The organism is Synechococcus sp. R65.1 (genome assembly GCF_047461755.1).
Lineage (GTDB): Bacteria > Cyanobacteriota > Cyanobacteriia > Thermostichales > Thermostichaceae > Thermostichus.
Window position 1 is genome coordinate 42,049 of the sequence record NZ_JANSHU010000001.1, and the last position, 23,977, is coordinate 66,025.

General features: G+C 60.5%; 23 protein-coding genes. 13 read left to right on the forward strand and 10 right to left on the reverse strand.

Annotation, left to right across the window (positions count from 1 at the left end; all coding sequences use genetic code 11):
- Positions 1-31 precede the first annotated feature (31 nt).
- From NW814_RS00250 to rplI, 7 genes are all read right to left on the reverse strand, one after another.
- On the reverse strand, positions 32-1,258 hold the full coding sequence (locus NW814_RS00250) for an MlaD family protein (RefSeq protein ID WP_414404946.1): 1,227 nt from the start codon (positions 1,256-1,258) through the stop codon (positions 32-34).
- Positions 1,258-1,995, reverse strand: coding sequence for an ABC transporter ATP-binding protein (locus tag NW814_RS00255; protein ID WP_414404741.1), 738 nt, complete (start codon positions 1,993-1,995; stop codon positions 1,258-1,260). Before NW814_RS00255 ends, NW814_RS00250 begins: the two co-directional genes overlap by 1 nt.
- Positions 1,996-2,251: 256 nt before the next feature.
- Positions 2,252-3,064 (reverse strand): TerC family protein, encoded by an 813-nt coding sequence (locus tag NW814_RS00260; RefSeq protein WP_414404742.1) that lies wholly within the window; start codon positions 3,062-3,064, stop codon positions 2,252-2,254.
- Between the two features lie 242 nt (positions 3,065-3,306).
- Positions 3,307-4,113 (reverse strand): nickel pincer cofactor biosynthesis protein LarB, encoded by an 807-nt coding sequence (gene larB / locus NW814_RS00265; RefSeq protein ID WP_414404743.1) that lies wholly within the window; start codon positions 4,111-4,113, stop codon positions 3,307-3,309.
- A gap of 23 nt (positions 4,114-4,136) precedes the next feature.
- Positions 4,137-5,030, reverse strand: coding sequence for a universal stress protein (locus NW814_RS00270; RefSeq protein ID WP_414404744.1), 894 nt, complete (start codon positions 5,028-5,030; stop codon positions 4,137-4,139).
- Positions 5,031-5,173: 143 nt separating this feature from the next.
- Positions 5,174-6,949, reverse strand: coding sequence for a replicative DNA helicase (gene dnaB, locus NW814_RS00275; RefSeq protein ID WP_414404947.1), 1,776 nt, complete (start codon positions 6,947-6,949; stop codon positions 5,174-5,176).
- A 110-nt stretch (positions 6,950-7,059) separates the two neighbouring features.
- Entirely contained in the window at positions 7,060-7,521 is a 462-nt protein-coding gene (gene rplI / locus NW814_RS00280; protein ID WP_414404745.1) for a 50S ribosomal protein L9, read from the reverse strand.
- A gap of 358 nt (positions 7,522-7,879) precedes the next feature.
- Between rplI and pstS the strand changes: the two genes are divergently transcribed.
- From pstS to NW814_RS00310, 6 genes are all read left to right on the forward strand, one after another.
- Complete coding sequence (gene pstS, locus NW814_RS00285) at positions 7,880-8,959, forward strand: phosphate ABC transporter substrate-binding protein PstS (RefSeq protein ID WP_414404746.1); 1,080 nt, start codon at positions 7,880-7,882, stop codon at positions 8,957-8,959.
- 24 nt (positions 8,960-8,983) lie between these two features.
- Entirely contained in the window at positions 8,984-9,952 is a 969-nt protein-coding gene (gene pstC / locus NW814_RS00290) for a phosphate ABC transporter permease subunit PstC (RefSeq protein WP_414404747.1), read from the forward strand.
- A gap of 6 nt (positions 9,953-9,958) precedes the next feature.
- Positions 9,959-10,858: a phosphate ABC transporter permease PstA gene (pstA, locus tag NW814_RS00295; protein WP_414404748.1), complete on the forward strand. Its 900-nt coding sequence runs from the start codon at positions 9,959-9,961 to the stop codon at positions 10,856-10,858.
- Positions 10,859-10,894: 36 nt separating this feature from the next.
- Positions 10,895-11,722, forward strand: a complete 828-nt coding sequence (pstB, locus tag NW814_RS00300; protein ID WP_414404749.1) for a phosphate ABC transporter ATP-binding protein PstB — start codon at positions 10,895-10,897, stop codon at positions 11,720-11,722.
- A gap of 65 nt (positions 11,723-11,787) precedes the next feature.
- Positions 11,788-12,615, forward strand: a complete 828-nt coding sequence (locus tag NW814_RS00305; RefSeq protein ID WP_414404750.1) for a TlyA family RNA methyltransferase — start codon at positions 11,788-11,790, stop codon at positions 12,613-12,615.
- 450 nt (positions 12,616-13,065) lie between these two features.
- Positions 13,066-13,242, forward strand: a complete 177-nt coding sequence (locus tag NW814_RS00310; protein WP_414404751.1) for a hypothetical protein — start codon at positions 13,066-13,068, stop codon at positions 13,240-13,242.
- Between the two features lie 42 nt (positions 13,243-13,284).
- On the opposite strand, the gene pip is transcribed toward NW814_RS00310, so the two are convergent.
- Entirely contained in the window at positions 13,285-14,235 is a 951-nt protein-coding gene (pip, locus tag NW814_RS00315; RefSeq protein WP_414404752.1) for a prolyl aminopeptidase, read from the reverse strand.
- A gap of 14 nt (positions 14,236-14,249) precedes the next feature.
- Positions 14,250-16,451 carry a glycoside hydrolase gene (locus NW814_RS00320; protein WP_414404753.1) on the reverse strand — a complete coding sequence of 734 codons (2,202 nt, stop codon included), beginning with the start codon at positions 16,449-16,451 and terminating at the stop codon, positions 14,250-14,252.
- 119 nt (positions 16,452-16,570) lie between these two features.
- Here NW814_RS00320 and NW814_RS00325 point away from each other — a divergent pair, with 119 nt between their 5' ends.
- The 3 genes from NW814_RS00325 (at position 16,571) to NW814_RS00335 (ending at position 19,658) form a co-directional block, all read left to right on the forward strand.
- Positions 16,571-17,113: an HNH endonuclease gene (locus NW814_RS00325; protein WP_414404754.1), complete on the forward strand. Its 543-nt coding sequence runs from the start codon at positions 16,571-16,573 to the stop codon at positions 17,111-17,113.
- Positions 17,114-17,160: 47 nt separating this feature from the next.
- A complete protein-coding gene (locus tag NW814_RS00330) occupies positions 17,161-17,709 on the forward strand; it encodes a phycobiliprotein lyase (RefSeq protein WP_414404948.1) in 549 nt (182 codons plus the stop codon).
- 83 nt (positions 17,710-17,792) lie between these two features.
- Positions 17,793-19,658 carry an AAA family ATPase gene (locus NW814_RS00335; RefSeq protein WP_414404755.1) on the forward strand — a complete coding sequence of 622 codons (1,866 nt, stop codon included), beginning with the start codon at positions 17,793-17,795 and terminating at the stop codon, positions 19,656-19,658.
- Here the strand turns inward: NW814_RS00335 and glcD are convergent.
- Entirely contained in the window at positions 19,655-21,145 is a 1,491-nt protein-coding gene (glcD, locus tag NW814_RS00340) for a glycolate oxidase subunit GlcD (RefSeq protein WP_414404756.1), read from the reverse strand. The genes NW814_RS00335 and glcD overlap by 4 nt on opposite strands.
- A 61-nt stretch (positions 21,146-21,206) precedes the next feature.
- Here glcD and NW814_RS00345 point away from each other — a divergent pair, with 61 nt between their 5' ends.
- From NW814_RS00345 to NW814_RS00360, 4 genes are all read left to right on the forward strand, one after another.
- Positions 21,207-22,439: a class I SAM-dependent methyltransferase gene (locus tag NW814_RS00345; protein ID WP_414404757.1), complete on the forward strand. Its 1,233-nt coding sequence runs from the start codon at positions 21,207-21,209 to the stop codon at positions 22,437-22,439.
- A 92-nt stretch (positions 22,440-22,531) separates the two neighbouring features.
- Positions 22,532-22,732, forward strand: coding sequence for a 50S ribosomal protein L35 (gene rpmI, locus NW814_RS00350; RefSeq protein ID WP_414395125.1), 201 nt, complete (start codon positions 22,532-22,534; stop codon positions 22,730-22,732).
- 80 nt (positions 22,733-22,812) lie between these two features.
- The gene (gene rplT, locus NW814_RS00355) at positions 22,813-23,169 is read left to right on the forward strand and encodes a 50S ribosomal protein L20 (protein ID WP_414404758.1); all 357 of its coding nucleotides are present in this window, start codon (positions 22,813-22,815) and stop codon (positions 23,167-23,169) included.
- Between the two features lie 5 nt (positions 23,170-23,174).
- Entirely contained in the window at positions 23,175-23,972 is a 798-nt protein-coding gene (locus NW814_RS00360; RefSeq protein WP_414404759.1) for a transporter substrate-binding domain-containing protein, read from the forward strand.
- Positions 23,973-23,977: the final 5 nt, after the last annotated feature.

Below are 23,977 nucleotides of genomic sequence, written 5' to 3' on the forward strand. Positions count from 1 at the left end.
CCGCAAAGCCTACCCCAGCTTCGGGATCCCTTCAATGGCTTTTGCCGCTGCTAGGGGAGCGGATCTCGGCAGGGATCTTGGCTTCCTCTTGGGGAACCGGCTGCTGCCCCATAGGGGCGAGGGTAAAAGAAACGGGCGCGACTTGGACGGCAGCGGGCTGAATCCCCTTGTCGGAAGGGGCGCTGGAAACCAAGTTGCTCAGCCCCAACACCAGCTCTCGCAGGGCGCGGCGAAACTGGGGATCCCCGGTAAGCTCGTCGATGTCAGCCGTGATCTTTTGCACGTTCTGAAAGGAGATGCGGGCGGAGTCCAGGGTTTGGCGCAAGGTTGCTAAGGTGCCCGGGTCGCTTAGGGCAGCCGCAAGCTGCCGCAGATCCTCAGTGGCCTTGGCCGCGTTCTCCGCCGTTACTCGTGCCCCTACTAGGATCTGGCGCACCTCCTCCTGCAGTTGCGGATCGGTAAGCAGCGGGCGAACCGCGCTCGACATCGCCTCCAGATCGGCGCTCACCTGCTGGATATTCTCTAGGGCGGCCTGGAGCGAGGCGCGATTTTCTAGAAGCAGGGCCGTGAACTGGTCGGCAGCCTCCTGGAGACTTGCGGCAGTTTGGCTCACTGCTCTAGCCGCCTCGGTGAATTGCAACAAGTCCAGATCTTCCGTGCGCAGGGCTGCCACCCGCTCTTCCAGGGTTTCCGAGAGGTTGGCCACGCTGTCGGCAACGCGGGTGATCCCTTCTAGGGTGGCGTTAAGGGTGCTAAAAACCTCATCATCGTCAACCCGTGCAAGCAACCGCTCCAGGGGAATCAGCAACTGGCCAAAATCCACCCCCGGTGTGCCCTCCACCACATCGCCATCGCAGATGATTTGGCTGCGGTCGCAATCGGCAGCTAGGGGGGATCCCACTGCCCCCTCGACACTCCCCCTAGGCAAGATGTCCACCACCGTCTCCCCCACCAGCCCTGTTTGCTTGGTAATAAACAGAGCATCGCGAGGGATGATCAAGGGCTGGTCGATGGCCACCTGGACCTCCACCTGAGCTGCCTGAGGCACGATGCGCTCCACCCGGCCCACAGCTACCCCCCGCAGCCGCACGCTAGAGCCCTCCGCCAGGCCGGCCACGCCGGGATAGGTAACGGTAAACCGAAAGCCGCGGCTGCCAAAGCGCAGGTTGTAGATCCACAGAAACAGCCCGGCAAAGATCAGCGCCCCCGCCAAGATCAACAGGCCCACTGCCCCTTCTCGGATGGCTCGCGAACGCATCACACCTGCCCTGCCACTTGAATTGGCCCTTCTACACTACCGCTGAAGAATTGCCGCACAAAGGGGTTGTCGCTCGTCTCAATCTCTTGCACGGATCCCTCCCACTGCACTCGCCCCTGGGCCAAGAGCACAACGCGGTCGGTGGCACGGTAGATGGTGCTGTGCTGGTGGGTTACGACGATGTAGCTCTCGCAAGCTTTTTTCACCTGTTGCAGATCCCGGATGAGGTCTTCGATTACGGTGGAAGCAATGGGATCCAGGCCCGCTGTGGGCTCGTCGTAAAGTAGCAGTTGCGGCTCGTCTTGGGGCAGAGAGGGATCCTCTATGATGGCGCGGGCAAAGCTAGCCCGTTTGCGCATCCCCCCAGAGAGCTCTTCCGGCAGGCTGTTCTCCTTACCCGCCAGCCCCACCGCCTCCAGCTTGGCCGCCACCAGTTCCCGAATGCGGGCTCGCGGCAGCCGCGAGTGCTCGTAGAGCAAAAACCCGACGTTTTCCTCCACCGTTAGGGAGTCGAACAGGGCCGCTTGCTGAAATACCATGCCCAGCCGCAAAGGAGGAGTGCAGTGGCCGGCCTGAATCTCTGGCAAAGGAATACCGCACCAGAGCACTTCGCCAGCGTCGGGCTCCGTTAGGCCCGCGATGATGCGCAACAGGGTCGACTTGCCAGTGCCGGAAGGCCCCACCAGTCCTAGGGCATCGCCCCGGTACACTTTGAGGTCAATCCGATCCAGCACCACCGTAGCCCCAAAGCGCTTAGAGACCTGCCGCAGCTCTACCAGAGGGATCGGCTCGTCTACCTTGGCTGGAGAGTGTCCACCCCCTACCCCTGCTGGGGGCTTCTGGTGGTTGTCCTTGCTTGTGGCAATGGCTTGCTGGCAGCACTTTGTCCACCACTTCCGGCAAAACTGCGGAATCAGGGTACGTTCCTCCGGTGGCTTGCCTCCACTGCTAGTCTACAAGGCCCTTCCCCTGCCCGGACAACCTGCTGGCGATTTAGTCCAGCTGTAGCTCGGCGGCAGACTCCACTTCAGCAAGAGCGGCTAAGCCGGCAGGGACCTCCTCTGTTAAACGGGGCAGAGCCGAATCTGGCTGGGCCACGGCTGGGGGAGAAGGACTGCGGCGCTGGGAGAAGCCCCAGACAAACACAGGGAACACAGCCACCACCATTCCCCAGTCCGGGATCTCGATCTGGGGGAAGAACACCTCCAGCAGCATGAGGCTTCCCACTAGGGCGATGATGGCAAAGGCAGCATCTTCCAGGCGGGAAAACTCATCCAGCCAGCGCAAGAACAAAGAGGCCATGTAGCGCATCAGGGTAATGCCGAGGATGCCGCCAAGGATGATCACCCACGCCTTGCGGGAGACGGCCACGGAAGCAGCAATGCTGTCGAAGGAAAACACAAGGTCGGTGAGCTCCACCATGACCAGCGTTTGCCAAAAATTGGCCTGGCGAGTGATGTCCTGCGCTGGGCCTTCCTCTTTCCCGCGAAAATGTTGCCAGGCCAGCCAGAGCAGGTAGCAGGCCCCCAAGAATCGCGCGGGCGGGTACTCGACCAACCACACCGCTGCAAACACGATGGCAATACGAAAGCCATAGGCGCTGACAATGCCCCAGCGCAAAGCCCGGTTCTGCTGCTGGGGGGTGGGCAAATGCTTGACCAAAGCAGCCAAGGCGACAGCGTTATCGGCAGAGAGGGCCGCCTCCAAAAACACCAGAGCCACCACCAAAAAGAGATCCGCCCAACTAAAGGACTGAATTATCCCTTGAACAAGAGCCACAGCAGTGTCTATTGCCTTGATTGACATAGCAGCGAGCTTCCTGTGCTCCGGTCAAAGAGTCGTTCGTCCCGTGCAGCCAACCCCAGACGGCTATCCTACGTCCATAACCCCCCTTTCGGAAGATTTTTGTGGTCGTTGAGGAAGCGCCCCAAGAAGGGTAGCTGGAGAAAGGCTCGACCCCTCAGCTTCCTCCCAGCGGAGAAATTCAAAGCTCCAGCATAGCTATGGCCCGAGTATAGCTTGTCCAGCTCAGGATCGTTTTACATTTCTTAACCTTCCCTATCTCCAGGGGTTGCAGGCGAAAGCAATCGCGTCGCTAGCCGCTGTCCACAGCGCAGGATCTGGCCTGCCAAAATGGCCGCCCCAAAGCCGTTGTCGATGTTCACCACTCCCACTCCCGCCGCACAGGAGTTGAGCATGGTCAGTAGGGCAGCCAAGCCCTGGAAGCTGGCCCCGTAGCCAACGCTGGTGGGCACAGCGATTACCGGACAGTCTGCCAGGCCCGCCACCACGCTGGCCAAGGCTCCCTCCATGCCTGCCACTACAATGAGCACATCGGCTTCCAGAGCGGCGCGGTGGTGCAGCAGGCGGTGGATCCCGGCCACTCCCACATCCCAGAGGCGGTTGACCTGAAACCCGGAGAGCTCGGCGGTGAGAGCGGCCTCTTCAGCCACCGGCACGTCGGCAGTGCCAGCGGAGATCACGCTAATCTGGCCGGGATAGCTATGCACCTTTTGGGGAGGGATCCAGCACAAGCGCGCTACAGGAGAATACTGGGCCTGGGGCAAGCGGCAGCGAACTTGGGCATAGACCGAGGGATCGACGCGGGTGGCCAAAGCTAGGGATCCCTGGCGGTGCAGCCGCTCCAGAATCTGGGCAATCTGCTCGGGAGTTTTGCCCGGCCCCCACACGGCTTCGGGAAAGCCGGTGCGCAGAAGGCGATGGTGATCCACACGGGCGAAGTCTCCTACCGCCTCAAAAGGCAGGAAGCGACAGGCTTGCAGGGCCTGCTCGGGAGAGAGCTTCCCCTGAGCCACCGCCTGGAACAGTTCCTTCAAGGTTTGGTCAAGCGGCATAGAAGGGGGGTTGGGCAGCTCTACTACGCTAAGGAACCGCGCGGGAAAAACAACACCGGATGCCAACTTTGCCGTAGAATCTCGCCGGTGAGGCTACGGATTGACCACTCCCAAAAGGTTCCCACCCGTGGGGAGGCGGTGGCAATGGCGGTCATGTCCTCCTCAGCAGCGGTGGCTAGGATTTCCTGAAGCGGGGATCCCACCCGCACCAAGGCCCGCAACTGCACCGGTTTTACCTGCTCGACCAGCGGTTCGACTAACCGGGCCAAGTCGGCCTCGGCCCTGCGCTTGAGCTCTTCTGCCGGCGATCCCTGGTTGCGGCGGGCGCTGGGATCCACCACATAGAGCAGCGTAATGGCCTGACACTGGGAAGTTCCTGGCAGCAGTTGGCCAAGACGGCTGAGGAGCTGCCGGCGGGGCTCCTCAAAGTCAAAAGGCACTAGGAGGGAGCGAAATAGGTGGCGGCTGCGCAGGCGCAATTCTTCCAGAGTAAAGGCGGCGATGAGTTGCGGACGCATCACCATTACCGGGATGGTCAGCTTCGGCAGCAGCTCCAAGGTGGTGCTTCCAAACAGTTTTTCGGTGAGCAGATTGTGGATCCCCATGCCTGTGATTAGCAAGTCGGAGCTGCAGGTTTGGATCCCTCTTAAAATCAGATCCACCGCCTTGCCCGCCTGCACCAAGACTTCGACTTCCAGCCCTGCAGGAACGGCGCTCAACACCTCTTGTAAGCGAGCCTGTTGCGCCTGCACTTTGGGGGTGAGGTCTTCGGGAAGGCCAATGTCGTCGTCCTGCCGAGCAACGCTATGCACAAAAGCAACGCGCTCAATCCCATTCAGGTAAAGTTCTTCTAGGCATTTGCCAAAACGCTGCAGTCCATCGCGGCAATCGGTGGCGATCAACAGGCTTTTGAACATATGGCTTTAGGCAGAGGGAGGTAGCCAGCAACAGCGACCTGCCCTAGGGGGGCAATCTCAGGCTAACACCTCGCACCCCGGACCTGTCCTTGAAAGGAGTCCCGATCTACTTCTGCTGCGGCTTTTTCTGCTGCGGCTTTCGCTCACCGATAGGGATCCGCCAAGTTGCGAAACTGGGTGTACTGGCTTTCAAACAAAAGGCGCACCGTGCCCGTGGGGCCGTTGCGATGTTTGGCAACAATTACCTCCGCAATTCCGCGATCGCTGGTGTTGGGATCGTAGTACTCGGGCCGGTAGATCATCATCACCACGTCGGCATCCTGCTCGATGCTGTTGTGCACCAGCAGGCCGTTGGCCACAAAGTTGTGGTGGCGGGGCATCTCGATGTCGTAAACCGGTTGCGGCTCCCCCGGCTCGCTAATGAAGACGACGGGATCCCAGATCAACCCCTCCTGCACCACCACCGCCACCTCCTCCTCCAGTTGCAGCTCGTCGAGGGTTTTCCAGCCGTCCCGAGTTAGGAAAGGGTGGTTGCCAGTGGCACGAATGGAAAAGTTGAGGCGGGTTTTTAGAAGACATGTGGGCTGCCGCCCACTGCAAAATACCCTCACTGGCTGTTGGGGCACCAGCCGCCCGCGCCCATTGAGGCTAAGCAGGCGCGGCAGTTCTGCTGAAGGCGGCAGGGCTGCCAGTTGCTCCAGCCGCCAGATCTTGCCGCGATCCACGTCCCTCACGCGGGTATCGCCGGCTAGACAACCCGACTCCCGCAAATCTGCCAGTTGCGGACGCTTGTCTGAGCGCGACTCCACTGCCCGGCTGAGCTGAGATAGCACCAGCACCGGCACCATCAGCTCTTTGGCTAGCGCCTTGAGGCCGCGGGTAATGCGCGACAATTCCTGCACCCGGTTGTCGGACTCAGATCCCTGGATTAGCTGCAAGTAGTCGATCAACACCAACCCCAACGTCCCTCCTTGCTCCACCTGCAGACGCCGCGCCTTAGAGCGAATTTCTGTAACCGTGCAGTTGGGCGTGTCGTCGATAAACAAAGGCAGTTGCGACAAAAAGCCAATCGCCTGCCCCAGGCGTTGCCACTCATTCTCGCTGATGCGCCCGGATCGCAGACGGCTACTATCAATGCGCGCCTCGCTGGCCAAGAGCCGCTGCACCAGTTGCTCCCGCGACATCTCCAGGCTGAAGATGGCCACCGGTTGCTTGACGTAGGCAGCCACATTTTGGGCAATGTTAAGAGCCAGGCTGGTCTTTCCCATCGAGGGACGGCCGGCTAGGATGACCAAATCCGACCGCTGCAAGCCCTGGGTCAGGTTGTCGAGGTCAATGAATTTGGTCGGGATCCCAGGGATCTGAGCCCCGCTCTGGAACCTCTCCTCCAACTCTGAGAAGATGTTTACCAAAACTTCCGAGGCTGGAACAAGGCTGCGCTGCACCCGTTCCTGGGTGAGGCTGAACACCTCTTGCTCGGCTCGATCCAGGAGCTGAGGGAGAGGCTGGCTAGTGTCGTAGGCCAGACGCGCCAAGGTGTTGCTGACTTGAATCAGCCGGCGGCGCATGTATTTGTCCACCACCAGACGGGCATACTGGTCAATGTTGACACTGCTAACCGTCTGCTCCACTAGGCGGCGAATTGCCGCCGTTCCTCCCACCCGCTCCAAGAGCTGGTGATCTGCCAACCAGGCAGAAACAGTGGTCAGGTCAGTGGGCTGGCCCTGGCTGTACAACTGCAGAGCAGCCCGGTAGATCTCCTGGTGGGCGGAGAGGTAGAACATCTCAGGCCGCAAGAGCCCCGCCACCCGCGCCATCGCCTCAGGGTCAAGGAGGATGCCGCCCAAGATCTCCTCCTCAGCTTCTATGTTCTGAGGCGGAAGCCGATCCCCACCGGTCAGGTCGTAATCGCTAATCACCACCAGCCAGGGTAGAAAAACCAAGCTCTCCCCCGCTCTCCGACTGCTAGGCTGCACACCCTAGCGCAGCGGGCCAAGTGGGCATAGCCGTCTGAACCAGAACCTCTTTTCTACTCAGGCGTGACCTGAATGCGCAGCGTAGCGGTAACCTCGGGGTGTAACTTCACCTGCACCAGGTAAACCCCAGTTTTCTTGATCTCCTCATCGAGTAGGACATTGCGGCGGTCGATATCGAGGCCACTGGTAGCCAGCACCACCTCGGCAATATCGCTGGCAGTTACCTGTCCAAAGAGCAGGTCTTTTTCGCCCACCTTCTTGCGGATGACAAAACGGCCAATCGTCTCCAAAGCCTTCTTGTAGTTTTCCGCCTGTTGCTTCTCAGCCAGCTTGCGGGCTGCTTCCTGCTCCCGCCGCATCTGCTGCTCCTTGAGAAGTCCAGGCGTAAGCCGCACCGCCATCTGCCGCGGGAAAAGGTAGTTGCGGGCATAGCCCGGCCTGACACTCACCACCTCTCCCGGCTTGCCGAGCCCAGGAACCGCCTGGCGCAGCATCACCCGCACATCTTTTGCCATAGGAGGAAGGCACCCACTCTCTTGACAGCCTTCTATTCTAGGCATTCCCCCGACCAATGTCAGCCCAGCCCCAGCCTCCCCCTGGGGTCTCTACCCTGATTAAGCCCGACAGTCGCGACCTCGGCTGCTGGGCCTAGAAATAACCTAGAAATAACCTGAGTTTAACCTCTTGTTAACCAAAAAAGGGTTGACCTTACGTTACATTAGCGACCGATTAGCGACTGAGTTGCAAGGGCTGGGGTCTCAACGAGATCCTGTGCTTTCTTCGGCCCGGTGGACTGAACTCTTGGAGTTAGGTTTCACAGTTGCAGCTTTTTGACCTGGGCTAGGACACGCTCTTCAGTGGAGAGATCTCTGTATGTTGATGTCGCATTCCTTGGGTCGTCGTTCCTTCCTTAAGTCCTTGTCGGCAGTTGCTGCTGGTTTTGCGGCAAGTCAGGCCGGCTGGCAGCGAGTGTTTGCCCAGCAGAAGACGATAACCATCAACGGCGCTGGAGCTACCTTCCCGGCCCCCCTCTACCAAACGTGGGCCCAAGAATTTGGCAAGAAAAACCCCAACATCCAAGTCAACTACCAATCGGTGGGGAGCGGCGCTGGCCGTCAGCAATTTGTGGCCCGCACTGTCGACTTCGGCGCCACTGATAGCGTGCCGCGTCCTGAGGAGATTAGCCAGATTGAGGGTGAAGCCAACCCTCCCAAGGGCATGGTGGCCGTGCCTATGGTGGGCGGGGCATTGGTGGCAGCCTATAACGTCCCCGGCGTAGGTCCTGAACTTCGCCTCTCTCGCCTGGCGCTGGCCAATATCTTCCTGGGCAAGATCAAGAAATGGAACGATCCGCTGCTGGCTGGCCTTAACCCAGGGGTGACTCTCCCAGATCTGCCGATTACTGTTGTGCACCGCTCTGATGGCAGTGGCACCACCGACATCTTTACCACCCACCTCAGCGCCATTAGCCCCGAATGGCGGCAAAAAGTGGGCCGTGGCTCTTCCGTGAACTGGCCAACTGGCGTGGGAGCTCGCGGTAACGAAGGCGTTTCTGAACAAGTCAAGCAGATTCCTGGCTCAATCGGCTATGTGGAGTACGGCTTTGCTAAGCTCAACAACCTAAATTTCGCTCGCCTGGAAAACCGGGCAGGCAAGTTCGTCGTCCCCAAAGTTGAGACGGAGCAGGCAGCGCTGGCGAGAATCAAGCTCGACGAGCGGCTGCTGGGGGTTGACCCAGATCCCGAAGGGGAAGACTCCTACCCCATTGTGGGCTACACGTGGATCTTGGCTTACCAAGTCTACCCCAAAGCTGAAACCTCCAAGGCTGTCAAAGAGTTTCTTCGCTACGGCCTCACCGAAGGGCAATCCTTTGCGGAGCCGCTGGGCTATGTGCCTTTGCCGGAGGAAACGCGGAAGAAAGCTCTGGCTGCCCTGGAAAAAATCACTCCGTAGAGGTTTGTACCCCCTACCCAGCAGATGACCACTACCTTTTCGGAGAGCAGTTCTCTATTTCGGCCCCGGCCCGTCTTCCAGCGCCGGCGCGACTGGCTATTTATTTGGGCAACGCGGATCGCCGTCTTTTTCTCGGCTTTCCTACTGTTGTGGATTGCCCTGGAGATTGGGATTCAGGCGCTACCTGCCATTCGGAAGTTCGGGCTGGGCTTTTTCTGGGGCACCACCTGGGATCCTGTTGTGGACATTTACAGTGCTTGGCCCCAGATCTACGGCACGCTGGTAACTTCTCTGATTGCTCTGATCGTGGGCGTTCCCTTAAGCTTTGGCATCTCCATCTTTTTGAGCGAGGACTTTTTGCCCAAGCCTTTGCGCACAGCCTTGATCATCGTGGTGGAGCTGCTGGCAGCCATTCCCAGTGTGGTCTACGGCATTTGGGGGTTGTTTATCTTCATCCCCTTCTTCCGCCCTATACAGATGTTTTTGTTCCAGCACTTCAACTGGCTGCCCATTTTCAGCACACCACCAGTAGGGCCTGGGATGCTGACATCGGGGGTTGTCTTGGGGATCATGATCATCCCCATCATTACTGCCATCGCCAGGGAAGTGCTGGTGTCCGTTCCGCCAGAGTTGCGGGCGGCTGCCTATGCGATGGGAGCCACTCGCTGGGAAGCCATCTTTGGTGTCGTGCTGCCGGCAGCAATTGGCGGCCTCCTGGGAGCGGTGGTTTTGGGTTTGGGACGCGCCCTAGGGGAGACGATGGCAGTAGCGATGCTGATTGGGAATGCCCGCGGCATTAGCATCTCGCTTCTGGCTCCTGCCAGCAGCATCCCAGCCCTATTGGCCAACGAGTTTGCGGAAGCGGGCCCCGAGCAGGTTGCAGCACTTATGTATTTGGCCTTGATTCTGTTAGCCCTCACTCTGGTGGTTAACATTGCGGCGGAGCTGATGATACGCCGTGTCAAGTTTGCGCTAACAGCTTCGTGGGAGTAGAGGAACATGACGGCGCAAGTGCAGGCGGTAGAGCAAGACAATTTGTTTAAGCGCAGAGCGAAGCCCTGGCAGCGCATCTTCTTGGATGTAGGAATGACAGCGCTGACAGCTATCTCCAGCATCTTCGCCATTTTTGTGCTGGCTCTCATCCTCTACTACGTTTTCACCAGGGGCATCGAGCGCCTGAACTGGCAGACGCTGACCCAGCTTCCCCCTCCTCCGGGCGATCAGGTGGGCGGATTTGGCAATGCGGTGCTGGGGACGATTATTGTGGTGTCGATTGCTATCTCCATCACATTCCCCATTGGTCTATTCGCAGCCATCTATCTCTCGGAGTTTGGCAAAAACAGCCCCGCGGCCTCCTTTCTGCGCTTCATTATCAAGGTGTTGACGGGGGTTCCCTCCATCATTGCCGGGGTGTTTGCCTATGGGGTGCTGGTGCTTTCCACCAAAACTTTCTCGGCCCTTGCCGGCGGGATGGCTCTATCGGTGCTGACCCTGCCTATCATCATTTTGTCCTGTGAAGAGGCGCTGCGCCTGGTGCCGGCCGATACGCGGGCTGCTGCCTATGCGTTGGGGGCTTCGCGAGTGCAGACGGTGTTTCGCGTGGTGTTGCCAGCGGCTCTGCCGGTGATCCTGACGGGGGTGACGTTGGCCATTGCCCGCGCTGCAGGTGAGACGGCGCCCCTGATCTTCACGGCTTTGTTTAGCTTTCTCTGGCCCAGCGGTTTGTTGAAGCCAGTGGCCTCGCTGGCTGTGTTGATCTACAACTTTGCCCTTGTCCCCTTTGAAAACCAGCAGAAGCTTGCCTGGGGAGGGGCTTTGGCTCTGGTGATTTTGGTCCTGATTACCACCGTCAGTTTCCGGCTCCTTGTGAGTCGTCGCCAAGAAGCCATCACTATCTAAGCCTTGCAGCAACGTTATCTTCTTTTCAACACGCCTATGCGCTCTCCACTCTCTGACAAGTCGGGCTCTCCTGAGCAATCCACCCGGTTGGAGGTTGAACTAGAGACGCGGGATCTGAGCGTCTACTACGGCTCCCACCTGGCGGTTAAGCAGGTTTCCCTGAGGATCCCGAAAAATCACATCACAGCCTTTATTGGACCCTCAGGTTGCGGCAAGAGCACCATTTTGCGCTGCTTCAACCGCATGAATGACTTAATCCCAGGGGCAAGGGTAGAAGGCTCCGTTATCTTCCACGGGAAAAACATCTACGACCCGGATGTGGATCCCTCTGAGGTGCGGCGGCGGGTTGGCCTAGTGTTTCAGAAGCCCAACCCCTTCCCCAAATCCATCTACGACAACATTGCCTTTGGGCCCCGGATTAATGGCTACCAGGGGGATCTGGACGAGCTCGTGGAGCGGGCACTGCGCCAGGCCGTTCTCTGGGATGAGGTGAAAGATAAGTTGAGGATGAGCGCCCTTTCCCTCTCCGGCGGACAACAGCAGCGCCTCTGCATTGCCCGCACCCTGGCCATTCAGCCGGAGGTAATTCTAATGGACGAGCCTTGCTCCTCGCTGGATCCGATTTCTACGCTGCGCATTGAGGAGCTGCTTAAGGAATTGGGCCGTCGCTACACGATCATCATCGTCACCCACAACATGCAGCAGGCAGCTCGCGTGTCCGACTTCACTGCCTTCTTCAACACTGAACTTGACGAGAGAGGGATCCGCTACGGACGAATGGTAGAGTTTGACCGCACCGAGAAGATCTTCAACTCTCCCGCCAACCGCGAGACGGAAGAGTATGTGAGCGGGCGCTTTGGCTAAGTCGCGGCTGACAGAAGGGATCCCGGTCGTCTATCTTGATGGAGTGGAAGGCCAGTGGCTAGGGCATGGCCGAGCGAGTCCGCCTGGATACCTGGCTGGTGGAGCGAGGGTATTTTTCTTCGCGCCAGCAGGCGCAGCGGGCTATCTTGGCGGGAGAAGTCTTCCTCAACGGAGCACGGGCGGAAAAAGCCGGGACGTGGGTAAGCGGAGATCCTGTAGTCCACATCCAGGCCAAGTCTGCTTTTGTCTCGCGAGGAGGAGAAAAGCTTCAGGGGGCACTGCAAGCTTTTCCCATTCAAGTCCAGGGTCGCATCTGTTTGGATGCTGGCATCTCCACTGGGGGCTTCACCGATTGCCTCCTGCGACGAGGGGCGCAGCGGGTCTATGGGGTGGATGTGGGCTATGGCCAATTGGCCTGGTCTTTGCGAACTGACCCGCGGGTAATCCTTAAGGAACGAACCAACTTGCGCTATCTTCAGCCAGCCGATCTCTACGGAACCGAGGTGCCCACTCCCAACTGGCCGGATCTGGCAGTGGTGGATCTCTCCTTTATTTCCCTGACTAAGGTGTTGGATCCTCTGTGGAAGCTGTTGCGCTCGCCGCGGGAAGCCTTGCTGCTAGTCAAGCCGCAGTTTGAGGCGGGCCGAGGCCAGGTGGGCAAAAGGGGGGTAGTGCGGGATCCGGCTATCCACGCTCGCGTGCTCCAGACGGTGATGCAGGCGGCAGTGAGTCGCGGTTGGCGGGTGCAGGGCTATACGTGGTCGCCTATCACTGGCCCTGCCGGCAACATCGAGTACTGGCTATGGCTTGCTGAAGGGGAAGGGATCCCTCTCCCCGACCTCGGTGCACTTCAGCAGATGAGCGAGCAGGCAAGAGCAGCTCTGTGCCCGTAGCTCCGCGCTGAGCTAAAACCCGGGGTAGACTTGACCTTGGCGGCGCTGGAACTGAAAAAAACAGGGGCACGCTGGTAGCAGATTGCTGGTGTCAAATCCAACTTGACGGAGGGAGGGAATCGCCGCCTCAATGGGTTGCAGGATTCACCACGGGTCATTTGAAGAAGCCTAAGCGGGCTCGAGCCAATTTTGCAACAAGAGTTTACGAAAATCCAGAGCTTTTTGCCTTAGTCTGTAACTCTTAACGCTCTTCTCATAGAGGCAGTGCTAGACTTCTCTTACCCAGTTAAAGGTATTGCCTAGCTGACCTAAACCCGAGCGCTCGGTTACTGAACCTCGAGAAGGGGTTGAGTTTGTTGCCTCTAGTTTTTGCCTAGCTTTGCCACTGCTTGCAGCAAGGTTAAGTCCTGTTCTTAAGTCTTTTTGAGGAGGAGTTGGAGGGACGCTGGGATGAACTATCAGACGGTCTGGATTAGGGAGGAGACGCGCAACCACCAGGGTCATTTTATCCCGCAATCGGAGTACATCCTAGTCGAGGCTAACTGCAACGGCTGGGCGCTCATTTGTGCGGACAATGCCCGCTGCTACTACGTAGATCCTGAAGCCCTTCAGTTTGAGTCAGGCTGAGGCTTGCTGCTAGGCAACGGCAGGCCCTCTTTGCAGCCGTTCTTAGAGCTGGGCAAAGCGATCGGTGGCCGCCAGGAGGGCGGTGCGGATCCCAGGCTCGGTAATGGAATGGCCAGCGTCGGGGATCAGGTGAAACTCTGCCTCCGGCCAGGCCTGATGTAACTCCCAGGCGGAAAGAGGAGGGCAGACGACGTCGTAGCGCCCCTGGACGATGACGGCTGGCAGGTGGCGCAGGCGCTCTACCCCCTTGAGGAGTTGATCCTCTGTCTCCAAAAAACCGCGGTGGATGAAGTAATGGCACTCGAGGCGGGCGAGGGCCTCAGCAAAGCTCTCCTGGCCAAAGCGCTCGATGAGTTCAGGGCTAGGGATAAGCTTGCTGGTGCTGGCCTCCCAGATGGCCCAGGCACGGGCTGCCTTCAGGCGCACCTGCGGATTGGGGTCGTTAAGGCGGCGGTAGTAGGCTGCCAGCAGGTCACCCCGTTCCTCTGGGGGAATGGGCTCGAGGTAGTGTTGCCAGGCATCGGGGAAAAGGTAGCTGGCCCCCTCCTGGTAAAACCAGTGAATTTCGAAGGAGCGCAGCAGGAAAATACCGCGCAGGATAAAGCCCAGGCAGGAGTTGGGGTGGGTCTGGCCATAGGCCAAGGCGAGGGCGCTGCCCCAGCTCCCTCCGAAGACAAACCAGCGCTCAATGCCCAAGTGCTGGCGCAGCTTCTCAATATCGGCTACCAAATCCCAGGTGGTGTTCTCCCGCAGCTCGGCGTAGGGGCGGCTCCGGCCGCAGCCGCGTTGATCAAACAGCACCACTCGCCAGCGGCGGGGGTCAAAGTACCGGCGGTAGAGAGGCTCGATCCCGCCCCCTGGGCCCCCGTGCAGAAACACCACTGGCTTGCCCTCTGGGTTGCCGCACTGCTCGTAGTAGAGGGTGTGCAGGGAAGAGACGGGCAGAAAGCCCTGGTCGTAGGGCTCGATAGGAGGGTAAAGCTCGCGCTGCATAGGCGGGATACTTGCTAGGGTCTACGCAGGGCAATGGTGGCCTTGGGGGGGATCCCTTCCAGAAAGGTTTCGCCGTCAGCAGCCACAATGGCAAACTGCAGCTCCTGCCCTGGCTGGGCGCCCAAATTGCTCCAGGGAATGGCCACCTCCAGGGAGGTATCTACCACGGCCTTGACCTGATGGCTGAGGGAGTGCCAGGTGTGGTACTCCCCTGCTTGGAGAAGTTGAGCCTCTACCTCCGCCGGGCGTTGACTAGGGGGCGGCAGCGACAGCCTCAACAGGTGGCGGTAGAGGTAGTTGAGAGGGGCTTCTGCGGGTAGTCCCTGCAGAGGGATGGGGCTGTTAAGGGTAATGCAGTTGGGATAAAACCAGAGCACCAGCAATTGCTTGGGCCGCTGCACCACTGAGTTAAAATCCAGCCGCAGATAGAGGTGGAAGTGATCGAAGCCATACCAGAGGCGGCGGACGGCGCTGTTGCGGTGCATGGTACCCCTGGCGGCGCTAATCTCCACCCGTCCAGCCTGGCTCCACTCCCGTTCGCTGGGACGGCCGTTGATGGCGGGATGGATAAACCCCTGCGGCAGCCGATCCCCTAGGCCGTCGTGATCCTCGAGGGGAAACTGCAGCACCGCCGGCACCGCCTCCCCCAGGGCGATGTAGATTGCCTGCAGGTGTTCCCGAAACAGCTGGTCGAAAACGGCGTCGTGGGCGGAAGAGTGCCCTGCCCCAAACCACCAGAACCAATCGGATCCCTCGGCGGCCCACAGAGCTTCCCAGGCTTGGGGGTTGGCGCGGGGGTGATCTTGAATCACCTGACGGGCCTGGGCTAAGAGCTCCCAGGCGCGGTTTTTGACGGGATCCCCGATCCAGGTGGTCAAGTCGGCCTCAATCCAGGAGCCGCTGTGCAGTTGTTCTGCGGGCAGAAACTCGGTGGGGGGAAACTGCTCCAAAAACTCCGAGACCGTCACTAGGCGCAGCGCGGGGTGCTGGCTGAGGCGGGCGTAGAGGTTTTCCAAGAAGGGCCGGCCATCTTGGGGGTAGTACTCCCAGCAATTTTCCCCATCCAGAGCAATGGTGACCAGCCAAGGCTGTTCGGGAGGCAGGCGGTTGCGGATGTTCTCCAAGTGTCCAATGAGATCCTTGGCGGCAGCGTCGGCAGGCATGGCGCTGTAGCTAAAGCCAATGAGATCGGAAAGGCGGTGATCCCGAAAGACAATGGCCAGATCCCCTGCCTCGCTCTCCAGACGGTAGGGGCGGTAGAGCTTTTCCGGCTCGAGGACATGGCCCTGCCCGTCGCGGTGAAAGGGCTGGCCCAGGCTCCAGCCCAGCACTCCCTCGTCAGAGATGATCCACTCAAAGCCCTGCTTGCGCACGATAGGCACGATAGCGGGGCTGACCGCCTGTTCGGAAGGCCACAACCCCCGCGGCTCGCGGCCAAAGCGCTCCCGGTAGATCTGCTTGGCCCGCTCCAGCTGGCTGTGGACATCCTGCTCCCAGTGGAAGGGGTAGCGGGGCAGGGGCAGGCCAGGCCGAGCCACCCGCGCCGAGCGCTCGCTCACCAATAGAGGCAAGATGGGATGAGTGTAGGGGCTGGTGGTCAGCTCCAGTTGGCCGCTACTTTGCAACTTGGCGTGCTGGGGCAGGATGGCGGCCAGGATCTGCTGCTGCTTGGCGTAGATCCGCTGCCGATCCGAAAGGGTAAAGCCAGATCCCATCTTGATCCAGCCCTCGATCTCGGGATCTTCGTGGAAGAGGGGATCAAACCAGGACAGATTGTGCCAGGCCAGGAGGTCGCTGAAGTCTTGCGGTGTCCAGTACTGTAGGCACCAGTTGATCCCTTGGGATTCCCGCTGTTCGTGGAGTTGGCGATAGCGGGGGTAGGGCTCAATCATGGTGGGGTAGTGGCTGTCGAAGAAGCGCTCGACAATAAAGCGCCGCTGCTCCAGGGTAAGCTTTTCAACGGGGGAGAGGGTCAGTTCCAAGTAGGGATCGAAGGCCGAGCCGGCCACGTAGTCTTCAATTTGCACAATCAGGGAAGGCACTAGGTTAACCGTTTGGTGCAAGCGGGGATAGCGCTCCAGCAGCAAAACCAAGTCCAAGTAGTCTTTGATCCCGTGCAGGCGCACCCAGGGCAAGCGATATTTGCCTGCCAGCGGACTTTTGTAGAGGGGCTGGTGTTGGTGCCAAACCAGGGCAACATACAGGGGGTGGGTCATGGGAGGCACGGGCTCCAACCATCACCCGGATAGTAGCCCATCTGTCCAGGTCTCTAGGGAACCAACTTGCCATTGGCCCAATTTCCCAAGACAATGGCGGCAGATGGAAAAGCCAGGCCATGACTGCTGCCACCAACGTTCTAGAACAGTCGATTGTCGTCTTCTCCCAAAACTATTTGCCCATTAGCCGGGTCAATATTAAGCGGGCGATTGTACTGCTGCTAACAGGCAAAGCAGAGCCGCTGAGGATGATGGATGTGCGGGTGTGGCAGGTGCGCTCCCCCAGCCGGGTCATCGAGGTGCCTGAGCACATTCGCCTCACCATCAAGGGCAAAGAGCGGCCCTGGCGGGTGCCTCCTGTTACTCGGCGCGAGGTTCTGCGGCGGGATCACTACACCTGCCAGTACTGTGGCAGCACCCATAACCTGACCCTAGACCACGTTATCCCTCTTTCCCGCGGTGGTTCCCACACCTGGGACAATGTGGTTACTGCCTGCGAGCGCTGCAACCAGCGCAAGGGCGACCGCACCCCCGAAGAGGCGGGGATGGTCCTGCGCAGTAAGCCGCGAGCTCCCCTCCATCCGACCGTGGCCTTTGCAGAGCAGTTCTGGCGGCAACAGCAAACTCGGCAAGAACAAACCGCTAGCTACAGCCCAAGCTAGAATCGGCAAATCCCGGTTGCTATCGATGAGGATCCGCGTCGGCCATGATGACCGTAATGGAGTTTTTTGCCCTCAGCGCTGGCGAGTGGATGTGTCAGCGCACCAGCCATCACCTGGCCTTTCGCCGCTCTGAAGGGGGAAGGTCGCAGCTGCAAATTGTTACCCTGGCAGCAACCGATCCGGAAGTCATTCGGGTTTGCGAACTGTTCAAGGTAGATCCACGGCGAGCCGTGGGGGCGGCGCGAGTCCAGTGGAATGGGGAGCAGGACTGGGACAACGAAGAGTACAAGGGCGAGGTGGTGCTGGTCCCAATTCCCGATCCTGACAACCCCATGCGCGGGCAACTGTTGCGGGATCAAGGCTATGCCGAGAAAGTGCCGGTGGCCGGCACCTACGTGATGGGAGCCGATGGCGCCCTCACCCTCTACACCGAGTACGAGATGACTGAGTCGGAGGAGCGCATTTGGTTTGCCAGCCCCAACCTGCGCCTGCGGACCAGCCTTGTCAAGCGCTTTGGCGGCTTTAGCATGGCTTCCTTCTGCTCTGAGGTGCGCAAACTCCCGCCCAGCCTCTCTCCCAGCCCAGCGGCGGCTTAGGCGCCAGCTTCCCCCTCTTGGGAGTTGGCTGGAAGGCTGGGGAGGATTCCATTGGCAGGTCAACTGGTGGGGAAAGCCCGGCTATGGTGGATCTCAGCAACTTTATCCAGGGCATAGAGCAGCTGATCGAGCTGGCCCAAAAGCTGGAGGAGAAAAAACAAAGTGGAGAACTGCGAACTGAGGTCCGCCTCCAGACCCGGCCTCTATCGACCTCCATCCCTCGCTCTGGTTCTATCCCCCGCCACTTCCAGACAGGGGATCCCGGCTGGAGCAGCAAGCTCCAGGGGATGGCTGCAACCTGCTTCCAGGAAGCCCCCGAGGCTAGTGGGCCAATCTCCGCTGAGCGCCCAGAGTCGAGGTCGGGGCTGCGCCTCAAGGACGTGGGGGGACTCAAGGAGCAACTCCAAGCCTTGCGGGAGCTGGTGGAGATCCCCCTCAAGCGGCCCGAGCTACTGGCCAAGTTGGGGCTAGAGCCGCCCCGGGGGGTGTTGTTGGTTGGCCCCCCTGGCACTGGCAAGACCCTGACGGCCCGCGCCCTGGCCGAGAGTCTGGGGGTGAACTACATTGCCGTGGTTGGCCCGGAGCTAATGGGCAAGTACTACGGCGAGGCGGAGGCACGCCTGCGGCAGCTGTTTGAGAGAGCGGCTAAGTCTGCCCCTTGCCTGGTGTTTATCGACGAAATTGACGCCCTTGTGCCCAACCGCAGCACCGTCGAGGGGGAGGTGGAGAAACGCCTGGTGGCCCAGCTGCTGGGGCTAATGGACGGGTTTGTGGCCCAAAAAGGCATTGTTGTGCTAGCGGCTACCAACCGACCCGAAGCCCTGGATCCGGCCCTGCGGCGACCGGGGCGCTTTGACCGCGAGATCGTCTTCAAGGTGCCGGATCGGGAGGGGCGGCGGGAAATTCTCGCCATTCACACTCGCAGCATGCCCCTAGCAGAGGATGTGGATTTGGATAGCCTGGCAGAGCAAACGCTGGGCTTTGTGGGGGCAGATCTGCGCGGCCTGTGCCAGGCGGCGGCCTATGCGGCCTTACGGCGCCAGGTGCCGGATCTGGAATCCCCTATCCCAGAATCCCTGAAAGTAACGGCAGCGGACTTTCAGGAAGCTCTGCAACAGGTGAAGCCGGCGGTGTTGCGCTCAGTGGAAGTCGAGTCGCCCCAGGTGAGCTGGGATCAAATTGGCGGCCTGGAGCGGGCCAAGCAGGTGCTGCAGGAGGCCATTGAGGGATCCCTGCTGCACCCAGAGCTCTACGAGCAGGCCCAGGCCCATGCGCCCAAAGGGATCCTCCTCAGCGGGCCGCCCGGCACGGGTAAAACCCTCTTGGCCAAGGCCATCGCCTCCCAGGCCAAGGCCAACTTCATTGCCGTCTCCGGCCCAGAGCTCTTGAGCAAGTGGGTGGGATCCTCCGAGCAGGCGGTGCGGGAACTCTTTGCCCGTGCCCGCCAGTGCGCTCCTTGCGTGATTTTCATCGACGAGATCGACACCCTGGCGCCGGCGCGGGGCAGTTACTCCGGAGATAGCGGCGTCAGCGACCGCGTCCTGGGCCAACTGCTGGCCGAACTGGATGGGATCCGCCCCAGCCAGGGAGTCTTGGTGGTGGCTGCCACCAATCGCAAAGCCAGTTTGGATCCCGCCCTCACCCGCGCTGGCCGGCTGGAGCTGCACCTAAGCGTGGAACTGCCGGACCGCGCCGCACGGCGGGAAATCCTGGCCGTGCACAACCGCAGGCGGCCCCTAGGGCCAGATGTGGATCTGGAGGTGTGGGCCGAGCGCACGGAAGGCTGGAGTGGGGCCGATCTTGCTCTATTGAGCAACCGCGCCGCCATCGCTGCCATCCGCCGCCACCGGGCCACCTCTGAGGAGGTGGATCCCAAGGCTCTGGTCATCCGCCAGGAAGACTTTGCCCAGGCCTTTGCCGAGCTGCAGCAGCAGCGACAGGTTAGCTAGAAAACGGGGATCCCTTGCCATTCCGGTTGCCGGTGGGCGTGGGCTGCCTCGCCGCAGGTGCGGGGAGTGGGAAAGATCTTGTCAGGGTTAGCGAGGCGCTGCGGGTCGAACACCTGCCGCACCCACTGCATGCTCTCCAAGTCTGTGGGCGTAAACATCTCCGACATGTAGCAGCGCTTGTCGGCACCGATGCCGTGCTCGCCAGAAATGCTGCCCCCCAGACGCACGCAGAGCTTGAGGATCTCGCCCCCCAGTTTTTCCACCTGCTCTAGGGATCCCGGCACCGACTCGTCGTAGAGGATTAAGGGGTGCAGATTGCCGTCGCCGGCATGAAACACGTTGGCCACCGGGTGGCCGTACTCGCGGCTGAGGCGCTCGATTTCCTTCAGGACATAGGCTAGCTGGCTGCGGGGGATCACCCCATCTTGGACGTAGTAGTTGGGGCTGAGCTTGCCCATGGCGGCAAAGGCTGCCTTGCGCCCCTTCCACAGACGCGCCCGCTCTTCTGGGCTGGAGGCAACTTGCACCTGGCGCGCCCCGTTTTTTAGGCACAGGGCCTTTACCTGCTGGCTGGCTTCCTCCACCTCCAGCTCCAGGCCGTCCACCTCCACCAGCAAGATGGCCGCCGCATCCCGTGGGTAGCAGCCCGACTGCACCACATCCTCAACGGCGTTGATGCTGAAGTTGTCCATGATCTCCAGGCCAGCAGGGATGATCCCGGCGGCGATGATGTCGGAAACGGCAGCTCCTGCTGCCTCGACACTGTTAAAATCCGCCAGCAAAACCTGCACCTGGGCCGGCGCCTTGAGCAAGCGCAGGGTAATCTCGGTAGCAATCCCCAGGGTGCCCTCGGAGCCGACAAACAGGCCCACCCAGTTGTAGCCGGGCATCTCCGGGATCTTGCCCCCCCAGCGCACCACCTCCCCATCCGGCAGCACCACCGTCAGGCCGAGAATGTGATTGGCTGTTACACCGTATTTGAGGCAGTGGACGCCGCCGGAGTTTTCCGCCACATTGCCGCCGATGGAGCAAACTGACTGGCTAGAGGGATCCGGGGCATAGAAATAGCCTTGGGCAGCCACTGCCTGGGTAATCCAGGCGTTAATCACCCCCGGCTGCACCACCATGCAGCGGTTCTCCAAGTCGATTTCCAGGATTTGCTTCATCAGGGTGGTAGCGATGATGACGCTGTTTTCCACAGGCAGCGCTCCCCCCGATAGCCCAGTGCCGGATCCCCGCGCCACAAAGGGCACCCCGTAGCGGCTGCACAGCTTTACCACCTGGGCCACCTCTTCTGTTGTGCGCGGCAATACCACCAGAGCCGGCCTTTGCCGGTAGCTGGTCAGCCCGTCGCATTCGTAGACCAGCAGCTCCTCCGGCTTGCTAATCACCCGCTTGGGATCCAAAACCTTTTTCAGCTCAGCCGTCAGCTTGATCCAATCGAAAGTCAGGCCGGTTTGCAAAAGGTGAGAGGAGCGGACAACCATTTAAACTGCAGGGGGATATCGTCTCTGGAGTCTTGAGGTCCAGCTTAACCCGACAGCGCCTATGCAGCCCTCCTCCCGCAGTGCAGAAGAGATCCTCCAGCAAGTGCGGCAGCTCTACGAGCTCTACCCTTTCCCACCGCAGCCCATCGGCACTGTTCCCCCGCCGGGGTGGAACTGGCGCTGGAGTTGGCCCCAGGCCTATGCCTTTTGCACGGGATCCCATCCGGGCCGGCGCAAGGTGCGCATCTTGGATGCCGGCTGCGGCTCCGGAGTAGGGACGGAGTATATCGCCCACCAGAATCCCGACGCCGAAATTTGGGCTTTTGACCTAAGTAGCCGCGCCCTTGAAATTGCCGAGGCTCGCTGTCGGGCTTCCCAGGCGCCGCCAGTGCAGTTTTGCCAGCTCAACGTTTACGACATCGACCGGCTGCCAGGGCAGTTCGACTTCATCAACTGCGTGGGCATGCTCCACCACTTGCCGGACCCGGTGGCGGGGCTGCAGGCTTTGGCGAGCAAACTAGCTCCTGGCGGGATCCTGCATTTGTTTGTCTACGGCGAGCTGGGCCGCCATGAGATTCGCCTGATGCAGAAGGCCATTCGCCTCTTGGTCACCGGCTCCGAACACCAACCTCTCGCCTCCCCCGAGCAACTGCAAAAGGGCCTCCAGGTAGGTCGCCGCCTTTTCGAGATCCTGCCAGCAAGCAACCGCATCCAGCAGCAGGAACAGGCCCGCTGGGCCCTCGAGAACGTGGACGACGAATGCTTTGCTGACATGTACCTGCACCCGCAGGAGGTGGACTACAACATTGAGACCCTGTTTGAGCTCATTCGGGCTTCAGGGCTGCAGTTTCTGCGCTTTTCCAACCCCGAGTTCTGGCGGCTGGAACGGGTGTTGGGGCAGGACGAGGCCCTCCTGGCCCAGGCGGCTCAACTGCCGGAGCTGGAGCGCTACCGCTTGATTGAGCTGCTGGACCCGGTGGTGGCCCACTACGAGCTGTTTCTTGGCAGGCCCCCCCTCCCCCGCTGGGAATGGACCAGTCCAGAAGCTGTGGCCTCGGCTGTGGCCCACCTCAGTCCCTGCCTGGGCCTGTGGCCGGGGCGGAGCATTTTCAACTACGCCTACGAGGCCATTTCCCTAAGCGAGGAGGCCTTTGCCTTCCTGCAGCAGGTAGACGGGATCCGCACCGTCCAAGCCATTCAAGAGAGCCTAGCCTCTCCCCTAAGCTGGTCGCAGCTACAGCAGTTGCTGCGCTGGCAAGTGCTGCTGTTGGAGCCGCAAGAGAACGGTTTTTGAGCGCCCTCGCCACTGAGTCGCGGAGAAAACTTGCTCCCCCAGGCCTTTCTACCCTATGCTGGAAGGCTGTGACTTTGCTCCAGCTCACTCCCATGCCCAAAATCAAAACTCGCAAAGCCGCTGCAAAACGCTTTCGCCTCACCGGCAACGGCAAGTTTATGCGCCGCCGGGCGGGGCACAACCACTTGCTCGAGCACAAAACCAGCAACCGCAAACGCAAGTTGGCTGGCGTGGCCCTGGTGAGCAAACAGGATCTGGCCAACGTGCGCCTGATGCTGCCCAACGCCCACTAGGTCCTCACCGGTTGCGGCCCAGCCAAAAGTCTTTGGGCTTGTCAATTGCAAGGTGTACTTGCCGGTATTGGGTTACTGCTATGAGAGTTAAACGCGGCAACGTTGCTCGCAAGCGTCGCAAGAAGATCCTCAAGCTGGCCAAAGGCTTCCGCGGAGCTGGCTCCAAGCTGTTCCGCACGGCTAACCAGCAGGTGATGAAAGCCCTGCGCAGCGCCTACCGGGATCGCCGCCGCAAGAAGCGGGATTTCCGCCGCCTCTGGATTGCCCGCATCAATGCGGCCACCCGCGCCCAGGGCCTGCGCTACAGCGAATTCATCGACGGCCTCAAAAAAGCCAATATCCAGCTCAACCGCAAAATGCTGGCCCGCCTGGCTTTCCTGGACCCCGAGGCCTTTACCCAGGTGGTGGAAGCAGCCCGCCAGTCCCGCGCTTCCTAGGGGGAATGGGATCCTGGTCTCCGTTGGCCGCGGCAATCCAGAAATCTTGCTTGGCGGCCAGCTTGGCTTTGTGCCTGGGAAGGGGGAGCCCTGCCGCCGCCCGCCCTTGGCCGGAGATTGTCCGTTCGGGACAGTTGCGAGTTGCGGTCAAAGACAACTTGAGGCCGCTGGGCTTTCGCGATCCCGAGGGCAAGCTGCAGGGGTTTGAGATTGAGCTAGCCCGCGAGCTGGGATCCCGGCTCCTGGGGTCAAGAGAGGCGGTGGAGCTGGTGCCGGTGGCCAACGTGGAGCGGCTGCAGGCAGTGGCCGCGGGGGAGGTGGACCTGGCCATTGCCCAGATTGGCATCACGCCGGATCGGGCCCGCCAGGTGGAGTTTACCTCTGCCTACTATCAGGATGGCCCCAGCTTGGTGGTGGCCCGCTCCCAGAACTGGACAAGCTGGTCGGAGCTACGCGGCGCTCGCGTTGCCGTCCTGCGCGGATCTGCCGCTATTCCTCACCTCAATCGCTACCTTCCAGGGGTCGAGTTGGTGCCGGTGGATTCCTATCAGGAAGGGGCGGAGTTGCTCTTGAAAGGATCGGTGCAGGCCTGGACAGCAGACCGGTCGGTGCTGGCCGGGTGGCTGGCGGAGCACCCCCAGTTTCAGTTCTTGGGATCCCCCTTGGGGGCGGTGGGGCTGGGCATTGCCATGCCCAAAGGGCTAGAGCACGCTGAATTGCGGCTGCGGGTGCGCCGCGAGCTAGAAAACCTGCGTGCCGAGGGCTGGCTGGCAGAGCGGGCCAGAGCCTGGGGTCTGCCCTGAGCTCT

Excerpts from the sequence above, each read along its gene's own strand:
- NW814_RS00310 (WP_414404751.1), top strand. The coding sequence starts at position 13,066 with ATGAACTATCAGACGGTCTGGATTAGGGAGGAGACGCGCAACCACCAG.
- pstB (WP_414404749.1), top strand. The coding sequence starts at position 10,895 with ATGCGCTCTCCACTCTCTGACAAGTCGGGCTCTCCTGAGCAATCCACC.
- pstS (WP_414404746.1), top strand. The coding sequence starts at position 7,880 with ATGTTGATGTCGCATTCCTTGGGTCGTCGTTCCTTCCTTAAGTCCTTG.
- glcD (WP_414404756.1), bottom strand. The coding sequence starts at position 21,145 with ATGGTTGTCCGCTCCTCTCACCTTTTGCAAACCGGCCTGACTTTCGAT.
- rpmI (WP_414395125.1), top strand. The coding sequence starts at position 22,532 with ATGCCCAAAATCAAAACTCGCAAAGCCGCTGCAAAACGCTTTCGCCTC.
- rplI (WP_414404745.1), bottom strand. The coding sequence starts at position 7,521 with ATGGCAAAAGATGTGCGGGTGATGCTGCGCCAGGCGGTTCCTGGGCTC.
- NW814_RS00270 (WP_414404744.1), bottom strand. The coding sequence starts at position 5,030 with ATGTTCAAAAGCCTGTTGATCGCCACCGATTGCCGCGATGGACTGCAG.
- NW814_RS00360 (WP_414404759.1), top strand. The coding sequence starts at position 23,175 with ATGGGATCCTGGTCTCCGTTGGCCGCGGCAATCCAGAAATCTTGCTTG.
- NW814_RS00260 (WP_414404742.1), bottom strand. The coding sequence starts at position 3,064 with ATGTCAATCAAGGCAATAGACACTGCTGTGGCTCTTGTTCAAGGGATA.
- larB (WP_414404743.1), bottom strand. The coding sequence starts at position 4,113 with ATGCCGCTTGACCAAACCTTGAAGGAACTGTTCCAGGCGGTGGCTCAG.
- NW814_RS00305 (WP_414404750.1), top strand. The coding sequence starts at position 11,788 with ATGGCCGAGCGAGTCCGCCTGGATACCTGGCTGGTGGAGCGAGGGTAT.
- NW814_RS00250 (WP_414404946.1), bottom strand. The coding sequence starts at position 1,258 with ATGCGTTCGCGAGCCATCCGAGAAGGGGCAGTGGGCCTGTTGATCTTG.
- NW814_RS00330 (WP_414404948.1), top strand. The coding sequence starts at position 17,161 with ATGACCGTAATGGAGTTTTTTGCCCTCAGCGCTGGCGAGTGGATGTGT.
- NW814_RS00335 (WP_414404755.1), top strand. The coding sequence starts at position 17,793 with ATGGTGGATCTCAGCAACTTTATCCAGGGCATAGAGCAGCTGATCGAG.
- rplT (WP_414404758.1), top strand. The coding sequence starts at position 22,813 with ATGAGAGTTAAACGCGGCAACGTTGCTCGCAAGCGTCGCAAGAAGATC.
- pip (WP_414404752.1), bottom strand. The coding sequence starts at position 14,235 with ATGCAGCGCGAGCTTTACCCTCCTATCGAGCCCTACGACCAGGGCTTT.
- pstC (WP_414404747.1), top strand. The coding sequence starts at position 8,984 with ATGACCACTACCTTTTCGGAGAGCAGTTCTCTATTTCGGCCCCGGCCC.
- NW814_RS00320 (WP_414404753.1), bottom strand. The coding sequence starts at position 16,451 with ATGACCCACCCCCTGTATGTTGCCCTGGTTTGGCACCAACACCAGCCC.
- pstA (WP_414404748.1), top strand. The coding sequence starts at position 9,959 with ATGACGGCGCAAGTGCAGGCGGTAGAGCAAGACAATTTGTTTAAGCGC.
- NW814_RS00325 (WP_414404754.1), top strand. The coding sequence starts at position 16,571 with ATGACTGCTGCCACCAACGTTCTAGAACAGTCGATTGTCGTCTTCTCC.
- NW814_RS00345 (WP_414404757.1), top strand. The coding sequence starts at position 21,207 with ATGCAGCCCTCCTCCCGCAGTGCAGAAGAGATCCTCCAGCAAGTGCGG.